Source organism: Geoanaerobacter pelophilus, from assembly GCF_018476885.1.
GTDB lineage: Bacteria > Desulfobacterota > Desulfuromonadia > Geobacterales > DSM-12255 > Geoanaerobacter > Geoanaerobacter pelophilus.
Genome location: NZ_JAHCVJ010000001.1, coordinates 646,403 through 668,938, shown reverse-complemented (window position 1 = coordinate 668,938; position 22,536 = coordinate 646,403). Strand labels below are relative to the sequence as shown.

23 protein-coding genes and 2 pseudogenes are annotated in these 22,536 nt (G+C 50.2%); 23 read left to right on the top strand and 2 right to left on the bottom strand.

The genetic code is table 11. The features are described 5' to 3' along the window. The first annotated feature begins 101 nt into the window (after positions 1 to 101). From feoB to KI809_RS03070, 18 genes and pseudogenes are all read left to right on the top strand, one after another. Positions 102 to 2,042, top strand: coding sequence for a ferrous iron transport protein B (gene feoB, locus KI809_RS03145; protein WP_246559148.1), 1,941 nt, complete (start codon positions 102 to 104; stop codon positions 2,040 to 2,042). Further along, entirely contained in the window at positions 2,039 to 2,221 is a 183-nt protein-coding gene (locus KI809_RS20460; protein ID WP_246559147.1) for a hypothetical protein, read from the top strand. The genes feoB and KI809_RS20460 overlap by 4 nt, the downstream gene beginning before the upstream one ends. After that, positions 2,218 to 2,862 carry a metal-dependent transcriptional regulator gene (locus KI809_RS03140; protein WP_214170040.1) on the top strand — a complete coding sequence of 215 codons (645 nt, stop codon included), beginning with the start codon at positions 2,218 to 2,220 and terminating at the stop codon, positions 2,860 to 2,862. The genes KI809_RS20460 and KI809_RS03140 overlap by 4 nt, the downstream gene beginning before the upstream one ends. A gap of 107 nt (positions 2,863 to 2,969) precedes the next feature. Next, complete coding sequence (locus KI809_RS03135; RefSeq protein WP_214170039.1) at positions 2,970 to 3,647, top strand: heavy metal response regulator transcription factor; 678 nt, start codon at positions 2,970 to 2,972, stop codon at positions 3,645 to 3,647. Between the two features lie 7 nt (positions 3,648 to 3,654). Continuing rightward, positions 3,655 to 5,073 (top strand): heavy metal sensor histidine kinase, encoded by a 1,419-nt coding sequence (locus tag KI809_RS03130; protein WP_214170038.1) that lies wholly within the window; start codon positions 3,655 to 3,657, stop codon positions 5,071 to 5,073. Positions 5,074 to 5,174: 101 nt separating this feature from the next. Then, positions 5,175 to 5,606: a Spy/CpxP family protein refolding chaperone gene (locus KI809_RS03125; RefSeq protein WP_214170037.1), complete on the top strand. Its 432-nt coding sequence runs from the start codon at positions 5,175 to 5,177 to the stop codon at positions 5,604 to 5,606. Positions 5,607 to 5,727: 121 nt separating this feature from the next. Beyond that, entirely contained in the window at positions 5,728 to 6,204 is a 477-nt protein-coding gene (locus KI809_RS03120) for a cytochrome P460 family protein (protein ID WP_214170036.1), read from the top strand. A gap of 196 nt (positions 6,205 to 6,400) precedes the next feature. Next, positions 6,401 to 6,817: pseudogene (locus tag KI809_RS21015) on the top strand (MCP four helix bundle domain-containing protein); the annotation flags it as partial. Positions 6,818 to 7,039: 222 nt separating this feature from the next. Further along, positions 7,040 to 7,906: pseudogene (locus KI809_RS21010) on the top strand (methyl-accepting chemotaxis protein); the annotation flags it as partial. A 132-nt stretch (positions 7,907 to 8,038) separates the two neighbouring features. Next, positions 8,039 to 8,911 (top strand): CheR family methyltransferase, encoded by an 873-nt coding sequence (locus KI809_RS03110; RefSeq protein ID WP_246559228.1) that lies wholly within the window; start codon positions 8,039 to 8,041, stop codon positions 8,909 to 8,911. Positions 8,912 to 8,921: 10 nt separating this feature from the next. Beyond that, positions 8,922 to 9,671, top strand: a complete 750-nt coding sequence (locus KI809_RS03105) for an Hpt domain-containing protein (protein ID WP_214170034.1) — start codon at positions 8,922 to 8,924, stop codon at positions 9,669 to 9,671. A gap of 27 nt (positions 9,672 to 9,698) precedes the next feature. Continuing rightward, a complete protein-coding gene (locus tag KI809_RS03100) occupies positions 9,699 to 10,766 on the top strand; it encodes a protein-glutamate methylesterase/protein-glutamine glutaminase (RefSeq protein WP_214170033.1) in 1,068 nt (355 codons plus the stop codon). 40 nt (positions 10,767 to 10,806) lie between these two features. Beyond that, positions 10,807 to 12,051: an EAL and HDOD domain-containing protein gene (locus KI809_RS03095; RefSeq protein ID WP_214170032.1), complete on the top strand. Its 1,245-nt coding sequence runs from the start codon at positions 10,807 to 10,809 to the stop codon at positions 12,049 to 12,051. Between the two features lie 131 nt (positions 12,052 to 12,182). Then, the gene (gene kdsB / locus KI809_RS03090) at positions 12,183 to 12,941 is read left to right on the top strand and encodes a 3-deoxy-manno-octulosonate cytidylyltransferase (RefSeq protein WP_214170031.1); all 759 of its coding nucleotides are present in this window, start codon (positions 12,183 to 12,185) and stop codon (positions 12,939 to 12,941) included. A 25-nt stretch (positions 12,942 to 12,966) separates the two neighbouring features. Beyond that, positions 12,967 to 14,571, top strand: coding sequence for a CTP synthase (gene pyrG / locus KI809_RS03085; protein ID WP_214170030.1), 1,605 nt, complete (start codon positions 12,967 to 12,969; stop codon positions 14,569 to 14,571). Between the two features lie 72 nt (positions 14,572 to 14,643). Beyond that, entirely contained in the window at positions 14,644 to 15,468 is an 825-nt protein-coding gene (kdsA, locus tag KI809_RS03080; protein WP_214170029.1) for a 3-deoxy-8-phosphooctulonate synthase, read from the top strand. Beyond that, positions 15,465 to 16,430, top strand: a complete 966-nt coding sequence (locus tag KI809_RS03075) for a KpsF/GutQ family sugar-phosphate isomerase (RefSeq protein WP_214170028.1) — start codon at positions 15,465 to 15,467, stop codon at positions 16,428 to 16,430. The genes kdsA and KI809_RS03075 overlap by 4 nt, the downstream gene beginning before the upstream one ends. Before the next feature lie 18 nt (positions 16,431 to 16,448). Next, positions 16,449 to 16,970: a KdsC family phosphatase gene (locus KI809_RS03070; protein WP_214170027.1), complete on the top strand. Its 522-nt coding sequence runs from the start codon at positions 16,449 to 16,451 to the stop codon at positions 16,968 to 16,970. Here KI809_RS03070 and KI809_RS03065 read toward each other — a convergent pair. Next, the gene (locus KI809_RS03065) at positions 16,961 to 17,374 is read right to left on the bottom strand and encodes a response regulator (protein WP_214170026.1); all 414 of its coding nucleotides are present in this window, start codon (positions 17,372 to 17,374) and stop codon (positions 16,961 to 16,963) included. The genes KI809_RS03070 and KI809_RS03065 overlap by 10 nt on opposite strands. Positions 17,375 to 17,467: 93 nt before the next feature. After that, the gene (locus KI809_RS03060; RefSeq protein WP_214170025.1) at positions 17,468 to 18,376 is read right to left on the bottom strand and encodes an SDR family oxidoreductase; all 909 of its coding nucleotides are present in this window, start codon (positions 18,374 to 18,376) and stop codon (positions 17,468 to 17,470) included. A gap of 227 nt (positions 18,377 to 18,603) precedes the next feature. On the opposite strand from KI809_RS03060, the gene lptC reads away from it, so the two are divergent. The 5 genes from lptC (at position 18,604) to hpf (ending at position 22,531) form a co-directional block, all read left to right on the top strand. Continuing rightward, on the top strand, positions 18,604 to 19,185 hold the full coding sequence (lptC, locus tag KI809_RS03055) for an LPS export ABC transporter periplasmic protein LptC (RefSeq protein ID WP_214170024.1): 582 nt from the start codon (positions 18,604 to 18,606) through the stop codon (positions 19,183 to 19,185). Then, positions 19,182 to 19,697, top strand: coding sequence for a lipopolysaccharide transport periplasmic protein LptA (lptA, locus tag KI809_RS03050; protein ID WP_337833272.1), 516 nt, complete (start codon positions 19,182 to 19,184; stop codon positions 19,695 to 19,697). Before lptC ends, lptA begins: the two co-directional genes overlap by 4 nt. Then, positions 19,678 to 20,418, top strand: coding sequence for an LPS export ABC transporter ATP-binding protein (gene lptB, locus KI809_RS03045; protein WP_214170023.1), 741 nt, complete (start codon positions 19,678 to 19,680; stop codon positions 20,416 to 20,418). The genes lptA and lptB overlap by 20 nt, the downstream gene beginning before the upstream one ends. A gap of 11 nt (positions 20,419 to 20,429) precedes the next feature. Then, a complete protein-coding gene (gene rpoN, locus KI809_RS03040; protein WP_214170022.1) occupies positions 20,430 to 21,902 on the top strand; it encodes an RNA polymerase factor sigma-54 in 1,473 nt (490 codons plus the stop codon). Positions 21,903 to 21,991: 89 nt separating this feature from the next. Further along, positions 21,992 to 22,531: a ribosome hibernation-promoting factor, HPF/YfiA family gene (gene hpf, locus KI809_RS03035; RefSeq protein WP_214170021.1), complete on the top strand. Its 540-nt coding sequence runs from the start codon at positions 21,992 to 21,994 to the stop codon at positions 22,529 to 22,531. The last annotated feature ends 5 nt before the right edge of the window (positions 22,532 to 22,536 follow it).

Sequence of the window (22,536 nt, the reverse complement as noted above, 5' to 3'; positions counted from 1 at the left end):
TGCACAATAAGTGAAAATGATTTTCAAGAGCAATATGTTTGAGAGGAATTACCCTGATGTCCTTGTTATCCGGAAAAAATGCTACTGAGAACTCTTCAGAAATGAAATCACGCAAGCGGGTTGCGCTTGTCGGCAACCCGAATGTCGGCAAAAGTGCTCTTTTCAATGCCCTCACCGGGGCCTATGTTACGGTGTCTAACTATCCCGGCACCTCGGTTGAGGTTTCCCGAGGTTCGGCGCAGATCAATGGCGAGGGTTTTGAAATAATAGATACCCCCGGCATGTATGCTTTACTGCCGATTACTGAAGAAGAGCGGGTGGCACGCGAAATCCTCCTTACAGAAAGACCAGACGTGGTGCTACATGTCGTGGATGGCCGCAATTTAGAGCGGATGCTGCCAATGACTCTGCAGCTCATTGATGCTGGATTGCCGGTTGTCCTGGTTGTCAATATCATGGATGAGGCTGAGCGGCTTGGTTTGACGATAGACTTTCAGCAGCTTTCCCAAAAACTGGGAGTGCAGGCTATTGGTGCTGCTACAGCCAGAAAGCGCGGCTTGGATGCTATCCGCGATGCCATATCCTCTTTTGGGGAGGTTGGCCGATCTTCAGTCAGGTACAGCCCGACGCTGGAACGGGACATCGAAAGGGTTGCCGGCCAGTTGCGCGGAGATTACCCCTTGTCAAAGCGCTCGCTTGCTCTCCTTTTGCTGCAGCGTGACGATGAGGTTGCTGCTCTAGTCAGGGAAAAGGAGGGGGGAGGCTACCCTTCAATCGAGGAAGTGGTAAAAGAGATTGCCTTTACCCGGCGAGAAACCTTCAATCTTGATCTTTCACTGGAGTGGAAGGGGATCGTTAAGGGGATTATCCATGGCGTTTTGCAGTTGCCTGATAAGCGTATGGTTACCAATGGCGAGCGGTTGTCGATCCTGGCCGTGCGACCGGCAACCGGGATCCCTTTGCTTTTGATCGTCCTGTATTTTGGACTTTACAAGTTTGTTGGTGATTTTGGCGCTGGGACACTGGTGGATCTGCTGGAAGGGAAGGTGTTTGAAGGATTTTTTAACCCATGGATAATTGACGTGGTCAAGAGACTGGTTCCGTGGTGGGCAATTCAGGAACTTTTGGTCGGAGAATATGGCATCATAACCTTGGGGCTCCGCTACGCAGTGGGCATAATTCTGCCGATTGTCGCCACTTTTTTCCTGTTTTTCTCGCTACTTGAGGACAGTGGCTATTTCCCCCGCCTGGCACTTCTGGTTGACCGGATCTTTAAGAAAATAGGGCTTACCGGCCGGGCGGTTATCCCAATGGTTCTCGGCTTCGGCTGCGATACCATGGCAACGATGGTTACCCGGACCCTGGAAACGGTCAGGGAGCGGGTGATTGCCACATTGTTGCTGGCGCTGGCAATTCCGTGCTCGGCGCAGCTTGGGGTGATTTTGTCCATACTATCGAAAAATCCGGCGACACTTCTGGTCTGGGGCGCCTGCCTGCTCCTGATTTTTCTAGTGATAGGTTTTCTCGCGGCCAGGCTTATGCCGGGCGAAACCCCGATGTTTTACATGGAACTTCCGCCGATGAGGATGCCGCAGTTATCAAACATCCTGACCAAGACCTACACCCGGATGCAGTGGTATTTCCTGGAGATTCTGCCACTGTTCGTCCTGGCGTCGATACTGTTATGGCTCGGCAAGATCACCAACTTCTTCGTAAAGCTTATTGACTGGCTCACTCCGCTCATGAACCTCCTCGGGTTGCCCAAGGAGGTTACCGTGGCGTTCATTTTCGGGTTTTTTCGGAGAGATTATGGCGCTGCAGGACTTTACGACCTGCAGACCAAGGGTATACTTGACGCGAGGCAGCTTACGGTAGCTGCAGTAACACTGACTTTGTTCATACCATGCGTAGCCCAGTTCCTGATTATGAAGAAGGAGCGCGGCTGGACAGTTTCTCTGGCAATTGGGGCTTTTGTGACATTCATGGCCTTCGGCAGTGGTTATCTGCTGAATCAGTTTCTGGTAGTGACTAGACTGTTATGATTCGGTGCGGATACTGTGGCCATGAGTTCGGTGAGTCGGAAGGGATACGGGGATGCGGACAATGCGGCAAGCCCGGTGGCTGCCATATGGTCCGGTGCCCTAGATGTTTCTACGAAAACCCGGAAGAACCAGGAATTTTGAAAAAGCTGAAAGGGATGATAAAGGGAGCGAAACCATGAAATTGTCTGAAAAGTCCGAAGAGATCCTGGAATCGATGTGGATAGCTATAGAAGAGGAAGGGAAAGGGTTTGCAGAGTTGGAGTCGCTCAGTGTTGCCAGCGACGACCCGGCAGTCATGGAACTCACTTCTCTTGCCCTTGTCGAGCTGAAGCAGGGGAGGCTTTACTTCCGCCCCGAAGGACGCGAAGAAGGGAGGACTACCATACGCCGCCATCGACTTGCTGAACGTTTGATGATGGATGTCCTTAACATTCGCGGTGAGAATGCGGAAGACAAGGCCTGCCAGTTCGAACACCTGCTGAATGAGGGGGTGGACACCAAGATCTGCACCATGCTGAACCACCCGGCAACCTGTCCGCATGGCAAGGCGATTCCCGCGGGTGACTGCTGTGAAGCTGCTCGTAACAGTGGCGATCTGGGTGTGGTGTCGCTCACCGAGCTGAAATCCGGTGAAGAAGGGGAAATCGCTTACCTGCAGAGCGGGGACGACAAAAAGATGCAGAAACTTATGGCTCTTGGGGTGCTGCCTGGGAACAAAATAACTTTGTTGCAGAGCTTTCCATCCTACATTTTCAGAGTTGGGTTTTCCGAGTTTGCCATTGACACCGCGATGGCTCGGGAGATAATTGTTAGAAAATAGCCCTTGCCGACGGTAGGTTGACTCTCTTGCGAGTCTTGGCCGATAACTCAAACGTATGATATACTGAAACCCGTTAGTGTCAAAATGGATGTGGGGAGAAGTTTTTTATGAGAGTTCTGGTTGTGGAGGATGAGTTCAAAACAGCTGATTTCATTAAAAAGGGGCTACTGGAAAACGGCTTCAGAGTTGATGTTGCTCACTATGGCACGGACGCATTGAAACTTGCTACGTCCTCTGATTATGACATTATTATCCTGGATGTCATGTTACCTGGGATGGATGGCAGGGAGGTGTTAAAAAGCCTTCGTGAAAAGAGCAATTTGACGCCGGTCATATTTCTAACAGCACTGGATGGTCTTGAGGATAGACTGCAAGGTCTGAAACTGGGCGCTGATGATTATATCGTCAAGCCGTTTGCTTTTGCCGAGCTTCTGGCGCGAATCCATACTGTTTTGCGTCGGGGGCAGCCTAGATCGGTTGAGATCCGTTATGCCGTCGATGATCTGGAGCTTGATCTCGCCGCCCACCGGGTAACACGACAAGGGACCAGAATTGACCTGACTCCGAAGGAGTTTACCCTGCTTTCCCTGCTTCTTAAAAACAAGGGCGAAGCCTTATCCCGAACACGGATAGCTGAGCGGATCTGGAATCTTGATGATTTTCATGAAACCAATGTTGTTGATGTCCATATGCGTCGTTTAAGGGCAAAAGTTGATGACCCCTTTGAAAAAAAATTGATTCACACGGTAAGAGGGGTCGGATATGTTTTGGAAGACCGTGGCTGAGCGCTAAATGCCTCTTCCCGGGACATCAAAACTCTCTATTGCCAATCAACTCGCAGCGTATTTTCTGCTGTCAGTGTTCATTATTCTTTTCATCTGCATGATGATGCTTTACTGGGGGTTGTCGCAAAGCCTCAAAAGTCACACTGTTGCCTACATGCGGGATGAGGTGGCACTGATCGTCGCACTGGTTGATCTGGGCGATCTCGGCGGGCTTTCCAGGAAGATTATCAGTTCTGGAGAGAAAGAATATGCAAAGCTTTATGTCAGACTGCTCGATGCCAACGATGTGTCTGTCATTGAGACCCCGTCCATGGGTCATCTGATCCCGGTGAAGGCCTTTCATTCTCCAGTTCCCTACAACCTACCTGCACTGCATGATTTCGATAAGATAAAACTCAATGACAAAGTTTATTTAGCTGAAGCCTTTGCTGTGAACGTAACTGCAAGCAGATTAAGGACGGTGCAGATTGCGCTGGATATTTCCAACTTGGAACATGTCCTCAGGGATTATGCAATAAAGATCTTTGCTACTCTTTTGTTGGGGGTCTCCCTTGCCGGTTTGGCAGGGCGCTATATTACCTCGCGAGGCTTGCGTCCTCTTACGGCAATAGCAGACAAGGCCAGACAGATCACGGCAAGCAAGCTTGGCGAACGGTTCTCTTCGGAAATATGGCCTCGCGAATTATCAACACTTGCAAATTCTCTGGATGTGATGCTGGACCGATTGCAGGAGTCGTTTGATCGGATGAGAAGCTATGCTGCTAATCTTGCCCACGAGATTCGCACTCCGCTAGGCATTCTCAGGGGAGAGGCCGAGATCGCTCTCAATAGAAAGAGAAGCGGCGAAGAGTATGAAAGAGTTATAGAATCGAGTCTGGAAGAGTACCAGCGGCTGACAAGGATTGTTGAAAGCCTACTTTTCCTGGCGATGGCTGACTCCAGGGAAGTAGAGATGAAGTTCGAACAGATCAGGGTAAATGACGAAATTCATAATTTACAGGATTACTATGCTGAATATGCCCAGGGAAAGGCTTTCATCGTGCTGTGCGACCCCGGCGTTTTTGTCTGGGCCGATGCTACCTTGTTACGAAGGGCAATCAGTAATCTTATCTCGAATGCCATTAAATATGGTTCCGAAGGTGGCATTATTACTCTTGAGGCGGCAAATCAACAGCAATTTGTTGAAATATCGGTGTCGGATCAAGGTTGCGGTATTGACAAGGAACATCTGGACAGACTTTTTGATCGGTTTTACAGGGTTTCGGGCGGGGGCACGGCCAATATAAAAGGATCGGGTCTTGGACTCTCCATTGTCAGGTCTATCATGATCCTGCACGGCGGGACTGTTGCCATTTCAAGTGAACTTGGGAAGGGAACCACTGTGACGCTTTCTTTCCCGGTGCCTACGAATAATCTTTCTTCTTAGTGTGCTCTTGTGTAATAATTTCGACGTTTATTTCTACCTGACCGGGTTTAAATAGCTTTTAACTGTTAAACAAGGATCATTATCAAAGGAGGTAGCACTCAATGACAAAAAAAATGGCAATCGGCATTGCATTGGCTTTGACTGTTCTGGGAGGGACTGCTGTCTATGCCGGTATCGGTTGTAATGGTGGCGATGGGATGTTTGGGGACAATCCTGATATTGAGAAGGTGCGGATATTCCAGAAAGAGACGCTTACCGAGCGCGACGATATGATGATCAGGCGTTTGGAACTCAAGCAGGAGCTTGCAAAGAAGAAGCCCGATCAGGCCAAGGTTGATGCGCTTCGTAAGGAGATGGTCGGCCTTAGAGCAAAAATTCAGGATTCTGCAAAGCGACAGGGGCTTACCGGCGGCTGTTTGACCGAATGTGATCTTGACCCAGTGGATTGTTCCAAGGGTGGCTGCGGAAAACACAAAAATAAAAATAGTAAGAAAACCCATGATTGCGATAACTGCAACAAAAAAAAGAAATAGGGTGACTGGCCAGTAAATCGCTGCATGGCAGTGGACATCGAGGAACCGGAAGGGCCGTGGATTTTTTGTCGTGGCCCTTCCTCATTTTAATATTGAAGAAAAATACTGGAGGACTGCTTAAATGAAATGGTTTATCAGAAGTGTAGCGGCAATGCTCATAGTTGCCGGATCTTTTCAGGTTGCGTCGGCAGCAGGGATTCGTTTACCCAAGGGTTATGAAAAGTGGGATAAGAGCAAGGAAAAGGTTGTTACCGATAAGAGTTCCTTGTTTTATGGGGTGCATTATATCTATGTAGACAAAAAGGCGATGGCTACCTACCGGAATGGCGGGAAATATCCCGAAGGGAGTCAGTTTGTAGTTGATTACTACAATATTCGTGAAGAGGGCGGGAAACCGGTTAAAGGCAAGAAGAATATGGTGGTGCTGATGCAAAAGGACAAGAAGCAAAAGGCAACCGGCGGCTGGCTTTTTGCCGGTTTCACCCCTGACGGCAAGCATAACAAGTCTCTCGACCCGGTTAAGAATTGTTTTGAGTGTCATGCCAAGGATGCCGCTGCCACAGATTATGTGATTTCCCGATACGCGGATTTTAAATAGTCCTCATTTGGCTGAGACAATTTTTGCCTTTTATTGTTAGCTGCACACAAGTTGAGTCAGTAAGCTTGATCAAGCGCCACATTTCCTGTGGCGCTTTTTTTTGGTCCCTTGATAACTTTCCTGAAGGATTTCTCATATCTGTCGATAAGAGCATTTAATAGTCATTATTAGATGGCACGTATGTGGAGTAATTATTATGAAGCTTGGGAAAATGAGGGTTGGCAGGCGACTGTCAATCGCTTTTGGTTCTGTGGTGGTTCTTCTGGTGCTGGTGGCGTACATGGGTGGTGGGGGGTTGAAATCTGTGGAACATGTCACCATCGGCATGCTTGATGGAGATGCGGAAGTTGTGCGCCAGGCCGCAGCACTTAAAATCAGTGTTCTTGAAATGCGACGTTACGAGAAAGACCTGTTCCTGAACGTTGAAGTGTCAAAATCGATCAGGGATGATTATTACCAGAAATGGAAAGAGGCCGGCACTGCTCTTAACACCGCGCTAACTGCACTGGAAAAGCTTTCCCCCAGCGAAAATGACCGCCAGAGCATTCGCAAACTTCACGATAATGTGCAGATTTACCTAAATGGGTTCAACCAGATTTATGAGCAGATCGATCGTGGAAAACTGCTTAGCGGTGAGGACGCAAACAAGGCGTTGATGCCGGTAAAGGCAAACATTCGCACCATGGAAATGATAGCTGATGATTTTGCGCGTAATAGTGTTGCCCGGATGGATGATGTGCGCAAAGGCATTATAGAAAAATCTTCAAACATGTTTTACTCACTCATGATTTTCAGCGTGATCGCGATTGTTATCGCGATTGCTGAGACTATAGTTATCACCAGGAGTATTGTAACTCCTCTTGGGGTCGCGGTTGATCTTTCCAACAGGCTTGCCTCTGGAGATCTGACCATGCAGATTGATGTCGATGGGAGTGACGAAGCGGCTCAACTTCTTAAGGCGATGCAACAGATGGTTGAACGGCTGAAGTTTGTGGTTAAGCAGGTAAAGCAGTCGGCTGATTCCGTCGCAACAGGGAGCCGACAATTGTCGGCAAGCGCAGAGGAGCTTTCCCAGGGCTCCAGCGAGCAGGCTTCCGCTGCAGAACAGGCATCTTCTTCAATGGAGGAGATGGCTTCAACCGTGAGGCAGACCGCTGACAATGCATTGCAGACAGACAGGATAGCCATGCAGAATTCCCTTGATGCAAAAGAGGGCGGCAATGCTGTTAGTGAGACAGTAAGAGCAATGAAGGAAATTGCCGGTCGCACCTTTATTATTGAAGAGATTGCCCGGCAGACTAATCTGTTGGCTCTGAATGCCGCTATAGAGGCGGCGCGAGCTGGAGAACAGGGGAAAGGTTTTGCTGTTGTGGCAAGCGAGGTCAGGAAACTTGCCGAGCGGAGTCAGAAAGCGGCAGCTGAAATTTCAAGACTCACTACTTCTAGTTTGACCGTGTCTGAACGAGCTGGAGGTCTACTGGAAAAAGTCGTTCCGGAGATACAGAAAACAGCTGAATTGCTCCAGGAAATAAGCGCCTCTTGCCGGGAGCAGCATCAGGGGATTGAGCAGGTGTCAATCGCAATTCAACAACTGGACCAGGTCATTCAAAATAACTCCTCCCTGGCCGAAGAGACAGCTTCAACTGCGGAAGAGCTTTCCTTGCATGCCGAGCAGTTGCAGGAATCGGTATCGTTTTTTCGTCTCGATATAAAGTCGGATGCCGGTTATCAACTCTCAATCGACAGATCTTAAACCTCTCATCTTTATGGTCGTCCTAAAAGGGTTGGCTTGCCGAAATCAACATTGGTTACAGGGGTGCCGGAAATGAATGGAATGAAATCAGACATGGTTGTCGATACCTATATCTCAGATCGAGCTGGGTTAAACAATGCGGACTTTAACCGGCTCAGTCAGTTCATATACAGCCAATGCGGCATAAAAATGCCGATCGCTAAAAAAACCATGTTGGAGGCACGGCTGCAAAAACGTCTCAGGACGCTGCGGATGACATCTTTTTCGGAATACTGCGATTACCTTTTTAGTGATAAAGGGATGGAAGAAGAGTTGATCCAGATGATTGACCTGATTACAACGAACAAGACCGATTTTTTCAGGGAGCCGGATCATTTTGATTATCTTGTGCGTCAGGTATTGCCTGAATGGGAAAGAAAGCAGCATCCCGGTGCCGCAAAGCGGCTTCTGGTATGGAGTGCTGGGTGCTCTACTGGTGAGGAACCATATACGCTTTCAATGGTGTTGAGTAACTATGCTGAGGCCCATGCCGGATTTTCCTACAATATTCTCGCAACCGATATCTCGACGAGGGTTTTGGAAAAAGCCAGGACAGCTGTTTACGAGGAGGAAAAAGTAGATCCGGTGCCGATGGCATTGAAGAAAAAATACCTGCTCAGAAGCAAGGATCGCGAAAATCCCATGGTTCGCATTGTTCCCGAATTGCGGGAAAAGGTCTATTTCAGGCGCTTGAACTTCATGGATAGTGATTTCGGCATGCGGGAACAGGCAGAGATCATTTTTTGCCGCAACGTAATTATCTATTTTGACCGTGCTACGCAGGAGTGCTTGATCAACAAGTTCTGTCGGGTTCTTGTCCCGGGAGGGTATCTGTTTATGGGGCATTCTGAGACGCTAAACGGGCTAAATGTTCCGCTGAGTACCGTGCATCCAACCGTTTACCGTAAACTTTGAGGATCGCAAAATGAGACTTCTCTTTTTCGGATGTGATGAGAGCTGGGTAGCGCTTTTGGCAGAACGGTCAGACCTATTCAATGCACATCTTGAAAATACTGAGAACATGACGGAGGCGCTGGCTGCACTGGAACGCTACTGTTTTGATGGTATAGTTATCAACATGGATAATCCGGGGATCGATGGCATGGACTTGGTTGCGTTGGTCCGGAATGTCAGATTTGCCGGAACGAATAGTACTGTGCCGATTGTGGCAATCGGGTCAGATCGGGATGGTGCTCTTCTTGAAGGACAACAGCAGTCAGCTGTGAATAAGTTTATTGCTGCTCCGTTTGATGGCGCCGCTCTAAGCGATATGCTTAACTTTTTACAAAACGCTCGTGGCAATGAGGTCGCAATAGGAAAAGAGCGTCACCTTGATCCGGAATCAGTAAAAGCTAGGCTTGAGTGTGATGATGAGTTTCTTGTCGAGCTCTGGCAGACTTTTCTTGAAGAATCGCCACAGGTGCGTAACGAGCTTGCCTTGGCAATCCGGACAGAAGACCAATCCTCAACGGAGCGACGTGCTCATTCTCTCAAGGGAATTGCCGGAAATATCGGTGCCGAGAGGCTTAGATGTATTTCATTTGAAATTGAAAAATCTGCCAGAGAAGGGAATATGAAGCGTGTTGCAGATTTATTCCCGGAGTTGGAACGGTCGATGGACCTTGTTATCGGAGAAATCAACGCTTTGATTTCTCCAACTGATCTGAATGCCTGATACTACACATCTTCCGGGGGGCTGCTTATGAAAAAGATAATCAAGGTTCTGATCGTTGACGACTCCGCGGTAGTGCGTCAAACCCTTGCCGATATTCTTAATTCCGACCCTCAGATTCAGGTAATGGCCACGGCATCCGATCCGTTTGTTGCTGCCGAGCGGATCAAAGAAGCTGTGCCCGATGTCATAACTCTTGATGTCGAAATGCCCAGAATGGACGGGATAACCTTTCTGCAAAAAATCATGAGCCAGCACCCCATTCCGGTAGTGATGTGCTCCAGCCTGACGGAAAAAGGTTCGGAGACTGCTCTCAAGGCTTTGGAATATGGTGCTGTTGAGATTATTACCAAGCCGCGTCTGGGAACCAAGCAGTTCCTTGAAGAGTCACGAGTGAGAATCTGCGATGCTGTTAAGGCTGCCTCAGAGGCCCGTCTTGGGCGCATCCCCACGAGAAGCCACGAGGTCCAGCCGAAGCTGACCGCAGATGTTATCATGGAAAAACCGACATCGAGGGCCATGATCAGGACCACTGAAAAGGTGGTTGTTGTGGGGGCGTCAACAGGTGGCACCGAGGCGCTACGTGTGTTTCTGGAATCCCTCCCTGCTGATTCACCGGGGATTGTCATCGTCCAGCATATGCCGGAAGGTTTTACCCGGGCCTTTTCACAGCGTCTGAACGGCATCTGCCGCATTACCGTAAAAGAGGCTGAAGATAATGACTCGGTAGTGCGTGGCTGTGCCTTGATCGCTCCGGGTAATCGCCATATGCTTCTCAAAAGCAGTGGGGCTCGCTATTATGTCGAAATAAAGGACGGTCCTCTGGTGTCGCGTCACAGGCCTTCGGTCGATGTACTGTTTCGTTCGGCGGCTCGCTATGCCGGCAAAAATGCCGTTGGTGTCATAATGACCGGCATGGGTGATGATGGCGCCAAGGGGATGCTGGAGATGAAAGAGGCTGGCGCTGTAAACATTGCGCAGGATGAGGCGACTTCGGTGGTGTTTGGCATGCCGAACGAAGCGATCAAGCTTGGCGGGGTCGACCATGTAAAGCCGTTGGACATGATTGCCCGCGAAGTCCTAAGACTCTCGGCATGAGATACTAATCTCAACTTACTTAAGTTGCAGGGCTGGAATCATGGCAGAAGAAAAATTCTTTCTTGGGCGGCAGCCGATCTTGGATCGGGAGCAACAGATAGTTGCCTTCGAACTCCTGTTTCGTTCAGCCGACAAACAGTATGCCGACTTTACTGACCAGACCCAGGCCAGTGCCAGTGTGATTCTCAATGCAATGACCGATTTCGGAATCGACAATGTTGTCGGTCGCCATAAAGCGTTTTTCAACGTCAATACCGATATGTTGATGAGCGATCCTCTGGAACTGCTCCCCAAAGACCATGTCGTTATCGAGCTCCTTGAGAATATTGAGATTACCGATCAGGTCATAGCGCGTTGTCTTGAACTTAAAGAAAAAGGGTTCATGTTGGCTGCTGATGACCATACCTACTCTCCAGAGTATGAGCCGTTATACAACGTGATAGATGTCATCAAGTTCGATATTTTGCTGACACCCATAGACCAGCTCCCTGAAATGATGAAGCAGTTAAATCGCTGGCGGTTCACATTTCTTGCCGAAAAAGTGGAAACACGCGAACAGTACGATGCCTGCCATGCCCTTGGTTTTGAGCTTTTCCAGGGATATTACTTTTCCCGGCCAGTGGTGCTCAAGCAGAAAAGGATCGATACGGCGCGCGCAACCCTGCTGAAGTTGCTGAACCAGCTCCAGCTTGATTCAGACCTTGCAGAAATTGAAATCTCTTTCAGGCAGAACCCGAACCTGATTTATGGGTTGCTCAGGCTTGTCAATTCCGTTGCTTTCGGACTTCGGGAGAAGGTGCGGTCACTCAAGCATGCGATCATGGTTCTGGGACGGCAACAACTAAGGAGATGGGTTGTGCTTGCGCTCTATGCTGGCCAGGGTGCAGGGGCCACAGCGACAGTCAGTCCTCTTCTGGAGCTTGCATCGGTGCGCGGTCGCTTAATGGAGATGCTGGCGCTGCAGGTTCCTAATATGCCCATGCAGGACAAGGAATGGGGGGAGCGGGCTTTCATGGCTGGTGTCCTGTCGCTTGTTGATGTTCTCCTTTCGACAACTGTGGATGATGTTGTTGCTTCGCTCAATCTCACCGACGATATTCGAAGCGCCCTGCTTTACCGGGAGGGGAGTCTTGGGACACTGCTGCAGATAGCAGAAGAGATGGAAAAGGCGGACTTCAGTGCAGCAGAAGATCTGCTGACACAAGTTCAGCTTTCTGCCGCCCAGCTGGCTTCTGCCCAACTGGAAACCATTGCCTGGTCAAAGGGGCTCGCTGAATACTCCTGAGCTGATTTTCCCTCCTTGACACTATTCCACCATTTAGTGTAGCCTTGTTCGTCCCACCCCAGGAAGGGACGGTTTCACGGAAGCACATGATTGCTTTTGTGCTACTATTCCACCGCAAGGCGAAGAAACCCATGAAGATCACAGCGGTTATTCCCGCCAGATACTCGTCCACCAGGTTCGAAGGCAAGGCGCTTTCCGATATCCATGGTAAACCGATGGTTCAGCATGTATATGAGCGAACTGAAAAGGCTGCTCTTGTCTCGGAAGTCATCGTTGCTACCGATGATGAGAGGATTGCTGCTGCGGTAAGGTCGTTTGGCGGCCGGGCTGCGATGACGTCCAAAGATCATGAGACCGGGACTGATCGTCTGGCCGAGGTTGCTGCTCGCCTTGATAGCGACATAATCGTCAATGTGCAAGGGGATGAGCCGCTTATTGACCCTGATATGATAGATGCGGCGATTGCTCCACTCATCGAAGATGCCGCGATTGTCATGGGTACGCTCAAATCCCGTATCTGTAACCTTCACGACTTCCTTTCGCCCAATGTGGTCAAGGTGGTGACTGATTCTGCGGGATTTGCCCTGTATTTTTCCCGGTCGCCTTTACCGAACTTTAGGGACAAATGGAACGACTTGAAGGATGAGGCCTTTGTTTCAGGAAAACTCTTGTGTTACAAACACGTCGGTCTTTATGTCTATCGCCGTGATTTCCTGCTCAAATTCTCACAGCTTCCGCCTACCTTCCTTGAAAAAGCGGAAATGCTCGAGCAGTTACGGGCTCTGGAAAACGGCTACCGAATAAAAGTCGTGGAAACTTCCCATGAATCAATTGGGGTAGATACCCCTGCTGATCTGGAAAAAGTTCTGGCATGGCTTAAGAAACAATGAAAATGAGATACTGCTTGGAGTTGCTATGAAAACCAAATTTATATTCGTAACTGGAGGGGTTGTTTCCTCTATCGGCAAAGGGCTGGCCTCTGCATCCCTGGGTGCCCTTTTGGAGTCACGTGGCCTTCGCGTTACTCTGCAGAAGCTTGATCCCTATATTAATGTTGATCCCGGAACCATGTCGCCATTTCAACATGGTGAGGTTTTTGTTACTGATGACGGTGCGGAAACCGATCTGGATCTTGGCCATTATGAACGATATACCACGGCCAAACTTTCCAAAAAAAGTAACTTTACCACCGGACAGGTTTATTATTCGGTTATCGAGAAAGAGCGGCGTGGCGACTATCTTGGCGGTACCGTCCAGGTCATTCCGCACATAACCGATGAGATCAAAAGCAAGATTCTGGAAAATGCCAAGGGCCATGATGTCGCTATTGTCGAGGTTGGCGGTACTGTCGGCGATATCGAATCGCTGCCATTCCTCGAAGCAATCCGTCAGTTTCGCCATGACCGTGGGGCAGGCAATACGCTTTATCTCCATGTGACCCTGGTGCCTTATATCAAGACTGCCGGCGAACTGAAGTCAAAGCCGACCCAGCACTCGGTAAAGGAGCTACAGGAGATAGGGATCCAACCGGATATCCTCCTTTGCCGGTGCGAACAGGAACTCCCCAGAGAGCTGAAGGCGAAGATCGCCCTGTTCTGCAATGTGGACGAAAAAGCAGTTATAACCTCGGCAGACGCTGATTCGATATATGCCGTCCCGCTGAACCTTCATCGGGAGGGGATGGATGAGCAGGTGGTGGAAAAGCTCAATATCTGGACCAAATCGCCGGACCTTGCCCCTTGGCAGGAGATGGTGGAAAAGCTGAGAAAGCCGGCCAATGGCGAGGTGAAAATCGCCATTGTCGGTAAGTATGTAAACCTCGCAGATTCCTACAAATCGCTCAATGAGGCCCTTGTACATGGCGGGATCGCCAATGAGAGCAGGGTCAAGCTCACCTTTGTCGATTCTGAGAGAATCGAGCAGGAGGGGGTTGACGGTCTGCTGGACAATGCTGATGGCATCCTTGTTCCTGGTGGCTTTGGTGAGCGGGGCACTGAGGGGAAGATAATGGCCATCGAATATGCCCGTGTAAAAAAGATTCCTTTCTTTGGCATCTGCCTCGGCATGCAGATGGCTGTCGTGGAGTTTGCCAGAAACGTGTGCGGCTTGACGGATGCTTTCTCCAGCGAATTCAAGCCAGGGTGCGAAAACCCGGTCATACACCTGATGGAGGAGCAGAAGGGCGTTTCGAAAAAAGGTGGGACCATGCGTCTTGGTGCCTATCCGTGCAGTCTAGCCAAAGGCACCTTTGCCCAGAAAGCGTATGGGGCGACTGATATTTACGAGCGGCATCGACACCGTTATGAATTCAACAACAGTTATCGTGAGACTCTTAAGTCCAACGGCCTGGTGCTTTCAGGCGTTTATCCGGAAGTTGACCTGGTTGAGGTGGTGGAGATTGCTGATCACCCTTGGTTCCTTGGATGTCAGTTCCACCCGGAGTTCAAATCCAAGCCTCTGAACCCGCACCCCCTTTTCAGGGCCTTTATTGCGGCGGCACTCAACAATAGAAAGGGGTGAATCGGTAACATTGACAAGAGAGACAAACTGGTCACTCTTAGTTCTTCGCCGGTCACTTGCTAAGGTATGACAGTGGTTCGAGAAATATCTATCGGGGATGTGAAGATTGGCGGCAACCGGCCTCTTATGTTGATTGCCGGGCCGTGCGTCATAGAAAACGAATTGGCAACACTGCGAGCTGCAGAACGGCTGATGACGATCTGCAATGCCGTGGATATCCCTTTGATATTCAAGGCCTCTTACGATAAGGCAAACAGGACGTCTGTCACCTCATTCCGTGGCGTCGGAATGAAAGAGGGGCTGAGGATTCTGGAGAAGGTGAAGTCGTCGCTGGAAATCCCAGTGCTTTCCGATGTCCATTCCATTGAGCAGGTGCAGCCGGCTGCTGAAGTACTCGATGTTATTCAGATCCCGGCATTCCTGTGTCGCCAGACCGATCTTGTCGTGGCGGTGGCAAAGACCGGCAAGGTTGTCAATGTCAAGAAAGGGCAATTCCTGGCCCCGTGGGATATGGAAAATGCCGTTGGCAAGGCCGAGTCGACCGGCAACGAGCGTATTATCCTTACGGAGCGTGGGGTTTCTTTCGGCTACAACAACCTGGTTGTTGACATGCGCAGTTTCCCGATCATGCGTAATTCCGGATTCCCGGTGGTTTTTGACGCAACGCACAGCGTCCAGCTTCCTGGCGGCCAGGGAGGCTCATCGGGCGGCCAGAGGGAATTTGTCGAATACCTGTCGCGCGCTGCGGTTGCCACCTGCATTGACGGAATTTTCATGGAGGTTCATGAGAATCCCGACAAGGCACTTTGCGACGGCCCGAATTCAATCAAGCTGGATGATCTTGCCGATCTGCTCAAACAACTCAAATCCATTGATGCGATCGTGAAAAAACCATGATAATCGAAGAAGCGAGACGCGTGATAAGGGTTGAGGCTGAGGCCCTTCAAGCATTGGCCGACCGTATTGATGGCGACTTTGAGACAGCGGTGAACCTGATCCTAGCCTCAAAAGGGCGGGTTGTTGTTACCGGGATGGGTAAATCGGGGCTGATCGGTCTTAAGATCGCCTCCACCATGGCCTCTACCGGAACGCCTGCATTTTTCCTGCATCCTGCAGAAGGGATTCATGGCGATCTCGGGATGATCATGAAGGGTGACGTAGTAATTGCCTTATCGAACAGTGGCGAGACCGAAGAGCTGATCAGGATACTCCCGGTGATCAAACGTCTTGGGGCATCACTTGTCGCCATGACCGGCAACCCGGCGTCAACTTTGGCCCGATCCGGGGATGTAGTCCTAGATATATCAGTTAAGGAAGAGGCGTGCCCATTGGGGTTGGCGCCAACGGCATCTACGACCGCAACCCTTGCCATGGGTGATGCCCTAGCGGTTGCACTGTTGCAAAAACGCGGCTTCAGTGCCGAGGATTTTGCCCTTTTTCATCCCGGCGGCTCGCTCGGCAAGAAACTGCTGCTGACGGTCAATGACCTGATGCACGCTGGTGATGCTATTCCTCTTGTTGCAGAAAACACCCTGATGCGAGAAGCCCTGTTCGAGATAACGGCAAAGAAACTGGGGATAACTGGCGTTGTTGATGCCACTGGCAGGCTGATTGGCGTCATCACCGACGGTGATTTGCGCCGTGCCCTTGAAAAAGGGATCGATATCATGAACCAGTCAGCCGGCGTCATGATGTCCGGCAACCCCAAACGGATCAAGAGTTCTGAGCTTGCCGCACGGGCTCTGCAGCAGATGGAACAGTACTCGATAACCTCGCTTTTTGTTTTTGACGATACCCATGGGGAGGCCCCGGTCGGCGTCGTCCATCTGCATGATCTGCTGAAGGCCGGAATCGCTTAGTGTCATGACGGGTGAACTGTGAAGAACGAACAGCTGCAAAATATCAAACTGTTGCTACTGGATGTGGACGGGGTCATGACCGATGGCCGTATCGTCTACGACGCCAATGGCGTTGAAACCAAGTTTTTCAATGTCAAGGATGGGCACGGAATCAAGATGCTGCAGCGTGCCGGCGTAGAGGTCGGGATAATCTCCGGCAGGGCATCACAGGTGGTTACCAACCGTGCTGCAGAACTCGGCATAGCGATCGTTTACCAGAAAGCGCTTGATAAGCTTGCCCCTTATCTGGAGATCTTACTTGATAAGGGGTTGAAGGACGAAGAAGTTGCCTTCATGGGCGACGATATCATCGATATCCCGGTGATGCGTCGTGTCGGTTTTGCTGCGGCACCTCTTGATGCCATTGACTATGTCTCGGAACATGCCGATTATGTCGCTCGAAATCGAGGGGGATGGGGGGCGGTAAGAGAAGTTTGCGACCTGATAATCAAAGGCAAAGGGTTATGGGACGAGGTGACGGCACGCTATTATCAGGAGTAAGCAGGGCAGAAATTGGCAATGGCTTGTCCGATTTCCTCACTGTTGATAGGTTTGTACAGAAATGCCTTTGCTCCAAGCTCTAAACAGCGGTTCACCTCTTTTTCCTGTTTTGATGAACTGATGACAACCACTGGGATTTCGTGGGTCTTCAGGTTTGCATGGGCGGCTTCAAGAAACTCGATCCCATCAATCAGGGGCATTCTCATATCCAGCAGGATAAGGTCCGGCTTGTTCACCGGCACAGCTGATGTAAAATTCCGCTCTCCTCCAAATAGGTATTCCAACGCTTCCCCTCCCTGATGCACCACGTCTATCGCAGAATAACCCAGTTTAAAGAGAATACGCGTGGTCAGGAATTCGTCATCAGGATTGTCTTCAACCAATAGGATTTTTACTTTTTTCATTGTTGCCTCGTTGATCGACCTGATGGAATTACTCATTAGCTGCCTGCCAATTCTATTCAATTATAGCGAAAAATCAAGTAGTTCATTAAAATGCTACTGCTGGTTTGAGGTTGTGGGCCATTGTTCGGGTTTGCATGAGGGGAGGCCGTCAGCCAATGTCGGGTACAGCAGTTTTACTCCCAGTTTATTCTTCATAAGTGAATTGTCGATCCTGCGGCTTTCGGAAAAATAAGAATACAGCAGCGGTGGCATGGTGGCCGCTGCCTCCTCACGACTGACCTGCCGTGGTCGCGCGATCCCCAGGAGGTCGGCTATTGCATTGAAGTATTGGGTCATGGTCCCATGATCGCCATCACTTACGTTGACGATGTCGCCGTCCTCACCCCGGTCTGCTGCAGCTATGCAAACTCGGGCAAGGTCATCGGCGTGAATCCGGTTGGTAATGGGCGCCTCTTTTTCAGAAAGCAGCGGTGTTCCGCTCATCAGGTGTTGCAGGGGGAGCCTGCCCGGGCCATAAATGCCGGTTACTCTGAGAATTACGACCGGCACTCCATGATCACGCCCCCAACCGGTGATGGTGGTTTCGGCATCAAGGCGCCTCTTTGCTCGTGTTGTCTGAGGATTTACCGGGGTCTTTTCGGTAACCGTCAAGTCGCCACAGTCACCATACACACCACTTGTGCTGAGGTAGACAACTTTTTTCGGTTTCCTGTCCGGGGCAAGGGCAGCGCAAAAATTTCGCATGCGCGAGTCAATGATCCCGCCTCCGGGTGGCGGAGCCAGGTAGAAGATTGTGGCGTCCGCAGTAGGTAGAGATTCCAGCGTCGATGGATCATCGAGGTTAGCCTCGATGATGAGCTCAAAAATCTCTCTCATTGGATCGAGTTTGTTAGTGGTGCGGAGCAGGGCAGATGGCTGCCACCCCATAGCGTGCCCCAGTTTCGCAATTCTTCTGCCGATATCTCCACAACCGACGATGAAAATCTTTTCTGAATAGTGCATGGTCCCCCCCTGAGGATTAAGTGAGGCCATTGTAGCCAATACTATTCACAGAGAATAGCAAAAACTGGCTTGCGGCTGTCAGGTGTTTTTTAAGCTAACTCTCGTAGTTTTGTTAGTTATTTGCCTGGTTTTGATAACCCCTTGTTCAATCTTTGTGCCAAAGTCAATTTTTCCTGCCATAATGCACTTTACACACCCCCTGACCGATGCTATACTTTGGGCGAATTATGCTAACCGCAGGTAAAATCAGGCTACTGTTGGCCTTGGCGATTGTTGCGGCCGTTGTCTCTCTGATAGTGATGTCCATGAAAAAGTTTCCGACTCATGGGCAGTCACCATCTGCAGTGGCAACAGACGGAGAGCGTCAGGCCGAATTGACATTACGGGGCATACGCGTTAACGAGAGTTCGAACGGCTCTACCCGGTGGTTACTCATTGCGGAAAAGGCGGAATACGATACGAAACGTTCTCAGGTGAAGCTTGCTGATGTTCGGCTATCGGTGGTTCCCGTAGACGCCAAGCTGGGCGAACTGGTGCTGACTTCCCCGACAGCGACCTACAATACCGGAACCAAGGATGTTAATCTGGCAGGCGGGGTAAAGGCCAGAAGCTCTAAAGGTATGGAGTTCACAACCAGATCGGTTCGTTTTATTGGCAGTCATGGGGTTGTGACCACGGTTGACCCTGTCCGGTTTACTGATGATTTGCTGACACTTGAAGGTAATGGTATGGAGTTCAATGTGGCTACTTCCGCTCTCAAGGTCACAAGTGATGTGACCGCTACTTATAGAGGTGGTAAAAGCCAGTGAGAATTTTTGCTGTCCTGTCTGCCTCGCTGATCCTGGCAGCGTTTCTTGTCGGCACGGTCCAGAGTGCTGTTGTATCGCCGGCGCAGAGAAGCGATCTGCCGATTCAGATCAAATCAAATGAGCTGTCATCCGACGGCGCTGGCAAAGTTGCAACATTCAGCGGATCTGTTGTTGCACGTCAGGGGGATGTTACAATTTTCTGCGACCGCCTTGTGGTTCATTATGGTGCGAAAGAACGGGATATCTCAAAGGTGGAGGCGCAGGGGAATGTCAGAATAGTGCAGGGGAACCGCCAAGGCTTGGCTGGCCGGGCACTCTTTGACAATCAGGCAGGGACTATCGTTCTTGAAGATAATCCACGGATCAGCCAGGGTAGTGATACCATTACCGGGAAAGTTATTACCTTTTATCTCAATGAACAGAAAAGTGTGGTAACCGGCGGCACTGATCGACGAGTAGAGGCAGAGATAAAGCCCAAAGGCGCAGGGATCGATGTTGGCACCAAACCCTGATCATTGCCTGAAGGCTCGCGGCCTCAGAAAGAGCTACGGTGGCAGGGAAGTGGTCAGGGGGGTAGACTTGGAGGTCTCCTCCGGTCGGGTGATCGGGCTTCTCGGTCCGAATGGTGCCGGCAAAACCACTACTTTTTATATGGTGGTGGGACTATGCCGTCCTGACAGCGGTGCCGTGCTTCTGAATGATGAGGAATTGACTTCTCTGCCGATGCATATGCGGGCCCGCAAGGGGATAAGTTATCTTCCACAGGAACCATCGGTTTTTCGCAAATTGACAGTTAAGCAGAACCTCCTTGCTGTTCTGGAAATGATGGATCTTTCCAGGGGGAGCCGCCAGGAACGGGCTGAAGAGTTGCTGAATGACCTTGGGATCGAACATATCGCTGCTAGTCAGGGATTTGCCCTATCAGGCGGTGAACGCCGAAGAGTTGAAATTGCAAGGGCACTGGCGACCAACCCTTCTTTCATTCTGCTTGATGAGCCTTTTGCCGGGATCGACCCGATTGCGGTGGCTGATATTCAGGGGATCATCGTCGGGCTTAGCCGCAGAGGAATCGGTATCTTGATTTCTGACCACAATGTTCGTGAAACCCTTGGGGTTTGTGATGCTGCTTACATTGTCAATGCCGGCGAAGTGCTTGAATATGGCGATCCTCAGCAGATAGCCGAGAGCAAAAAAGCAAAAGAGATTTATCTGGGCGACTCCTTCAGACTGTAAAATGAGGTTTCATGGCTATTGAGATGCGTCAACAGATGAAGATGGTTCAGCAGTTGGTGATGACCCCCCAGCTGCAGCAGGCCATCAAGCTCCTTCAACTTTCCAGGATTGAGCTTCAGGATGTGGTTCGTCAGGAACTTGAGGAAAACCCTGTCCTTGACGAATCGCTGGAGCAGGAAGAAATACGGGACGCTGATCAGTTTGAATTGCAGGAAAAGGAGGAACTCCCTCCGGTTGACTCCGGGGATTTCAAGGAGGTTGCCGCCGGAGAAGAGACCAGGTCTGAGCTGGATTGGGAATCGTATCTTGAGGGGTACAACTACAGTGCGGGTGAACAGTATTATGATGATGACGAGGATCGTCCATCATATGAAAACATCCTGACCAAAAAGGGGACGCTGTTCGATCATCTTGTCTGGCAGTTGAACCTGAACCGTTTCAGCGATCAGGAACGAATGATCGGTGCCGAGATTATCGGCAACATCGACGAGGATGGCTACCTCAGGACGACTACTGCCGATATTGCCCATGTTTGCCAGGTTGATGAGCCGGCTGTCGAACAGGTGCTTTTGAGAATACAGGATTTCGACCCTCCGGGTGCAGGGGCCAGGGATCTCAGGGAGTGTCTTCTCCTTCAGGTTCGCAGCCTCAACATGGGTGGTACCCTGGTGGAAGGGATACTGCTGCACCACCTCAAGGATCTTGAGCTGAGAAAATACAAGCCGATTGCTAAAGCTCTCGGCTGCGAAGTAAATGATATCCTGCTTGCCGCCCGGGTTATTGCTTCTCTGGACCCTAAACCGGGCCGCATTTATGGCCAGGAAGATATCCAGTACATATCTCCCGACATCTTTGTCTACAAGGTCGGCGAGGAGTATGTGGTTACGCTGAACGAGGAAGGTCTGCCGAATCTTCGGATAAATCCTCTTTACGCACCTGAGCCAAAGGGAGAAAAAGTAGAAAAGCCTGAAAAGGACAATGGTGGGGCAAAGGTTGACGAGTACATCAATGACAAGATGAGATCGGCAATGTGGCTCATCAAGAGTATTCACCAACGCCAGAGAACCATATACAAGACAGCAAAGAGTATTGTGAAATTCCAACGGGAATTCTTCGATAAAGGGATTGAATATCTTAAACCGTTGGTTTTACGGGATGTTGCCGAAGATATCGGGATGCACGAATCGACGATCAGTCGCGTCACGACCAATAAATACATGCAGACCCCGCAGGGGTTGTTCGAGTTGAAATATTTCTTCAACAGCGGCATATCCACATCCGACGGCGACTTCATAGCTTCAGAAAGCGTCAAGAACAAAATCAAGGAGATCCTGGAGAATGAGGATCCCAAGAAGCCTTACAGCGACCAGAAGCTCGCTGAACTGTTGTCCGCAAACCAGATAAACATTGCCCGCCGCACGGTTACCAAATATCGGGAGATGCTCCGTATCGGGTCATCATCGGAGCGGAAACGACTTTTCTGATCAGCAGCACCTGGCACTGGAGCAGCCGCGGCATCAAGCCACGCGAAAGTGCCATTATCATATGAATACCGACACAGGAGGAGCGCATCATGCAAATTTCTACCACGTTCAGGCACATGGAACCAAGTGACGCCCTGAAGAGCTATGCCGAGGAAAAACTGGAAAGGATCAAGAAGTATATCGATGAACCGGTTGTGGTCCAGGTTTATCTGACTGTGGAAAAGATCCGCCATATCGTCGAAATATCCATCAATGCCAAGGGCGTCAGCACCAAGGCGTCAGAAGCGACCAACGACATGTATGCCGCAATCGACGCAGTCATCGACAAGATCGAGCGCCAGTTACGTCGTTACAAGGAACGCCTCAAGGGGCACAAGCCTGCTGATGCTCCTGAGCGCCAAGTACAGAAAAAGATAATTGCTGCAGAGGATCTTGAGCAGAGCAAGGAGCCGGTAGTTATCAAAACCAAGACTGTATCCATCAAGCCGATGTCAGTTGACGAGGCGGTCATGCAGATGGATCTGCTGCATAAAGACTTCCTGGTGTTCACTGATGCCGGTTCGGACAGTATCAATGTTATCTATCGTCGGCGTGACGGCAATTTTGGCCTTATTGAAACGGCGAAGTGAGAACC

Bases quoted from the DNA above. Each gene is read 5' to 3' on its own strand.
- KI809_RS03125 (WP_214170037.1), top strand. From the start codon at position 5,175: ATGACAAAAAAAATGGCAATCGGCATTGCATTGGCTTTGACTGTTCTG.
- KI809_RS03140 (WP_214170040.1), top strand. From the start codon at position 2,218: ATGAAATTGTCTGAAAAGTCCGAAGAGATCCTGGAATCGATGTGGATA.
- kdsB (WP_214170031.1), top strand. From the start codon at position 12,183: ATGAAGATCACAGCGGTTATTCCCGCCAGATACTCGTCCACCAGGTTC.
- KI809_RS03060 (WP_214170025.1), bottom strand. From the start codon at position 18,376: ATGCACTATTCAGAAAAGATTTTCATCGTCGGTTGTGGAGATATCGGC.
- lptB (WP_214170023.1), top strand. From the start codon at position 19,678: ATGTTGGCACCAAACCCTGATCATTGCCTGAAGGCTCGCGGCCTCAGA.
- rpoN (WP_214170022.1), top strand. From the start codon at position 20,430: ATGGCTATTGAGATGCGTCAACAGATGAAGATGGTTCAGCAGTTGGTG.
- KI809_RS20460 (WP_246559147.1), top strand. From the start codon at position 2,039: ATGATTCGGTGCGGATACTGTGGCCATGAGTTCGGTGAGTCGGAAGGG.
- KI809_RS03135 (WP_214170039.1), top strand. From the start codon at position 2,970: ATGAGAGTTCTGGTTGTGGAGGATGAGTTCAAAACAGCTGATTTCATT.
- pyrG (WP_214170030.1), top strand. From the start codon at position 12,967: ATGAAAACCAAATTTATATTCGTAACTGGAGGGGTTGTTTCCTCTATC.
- KI809_RS03110 (WP_246559228.1), top strand. From the start codon at position 8,039: ATGAAATCAGACATGGTTGTCGATACCTATATCTCAGATCGAGCTGGG.
- feoB (WP_246559148.1), top strand. From the start codon at position 102: ATGAAATCACGCAAGCGGGTTGCGCTTGTCGGCAACCCGAATGTCGGC.
- KI809_RS03075 (WP_214170028.1), top strand. From the start codon at position 15,465: ATGATAATCGAAGAAGCGAGACGCGTGATAAGGGTTGAGGCTGAGGCC.
- KI809_RS03100 (WP_214170033.1), top strand. From the start codon at position 9,699: ATGAAAAAGATAATCAAGGTTCTGATCGTTGACGACTCCGCGGTAGTG.
- KI809_RS03095 (WP_214170032.1), top strand. From the start codon at position 10,807: ATGGCAGAAGAAAAATTCTTTCTTGGGCGGCAGCCGATCTTGGATCGG.
- KI809_RS03120 (WP_214170036.1), top strand. From the start codon at position 5,728: ATGAAATGGTTTATCAGAAGTGTAGCGGCAATGCTCATAGTTGCCGGA.
- KI809_RS03130 (WP_214170038.1), top strand. From the start codon at position 3,655: ATGCCTCTTCCCGGGACATCAAAACTCTCTATTGCCAATCAACTCGCA.
- KI809_RS03105 (WP_214170034.1), top strand. From the start codon at position 8,922: ATGAGACTTCTCTTTTTCGGATGTGATGAGAGCTGGGTAGCGCTTTTG.
- hpf (WP_214170021.1), top strand. From the start codon at position 21,992: ATGCAAATTTCTACCACGTTCAGGCACATGGAACCAAGTGACGCCCTG.
- KI809_RS03065 (WP_214170026.1), bottom strand. From the start codon at position 17,374: ATGAAAAAAGTAAAAATCCTATTGGTTGAAGACAATCCTGATGACGAA.
- lptC (WP_214170024.1), top strand. From the start codon at position 18,604: ATGCTAACCGCAGGTAAAATCAGGCTACTGTTGGCCTTGGCGATTGTT.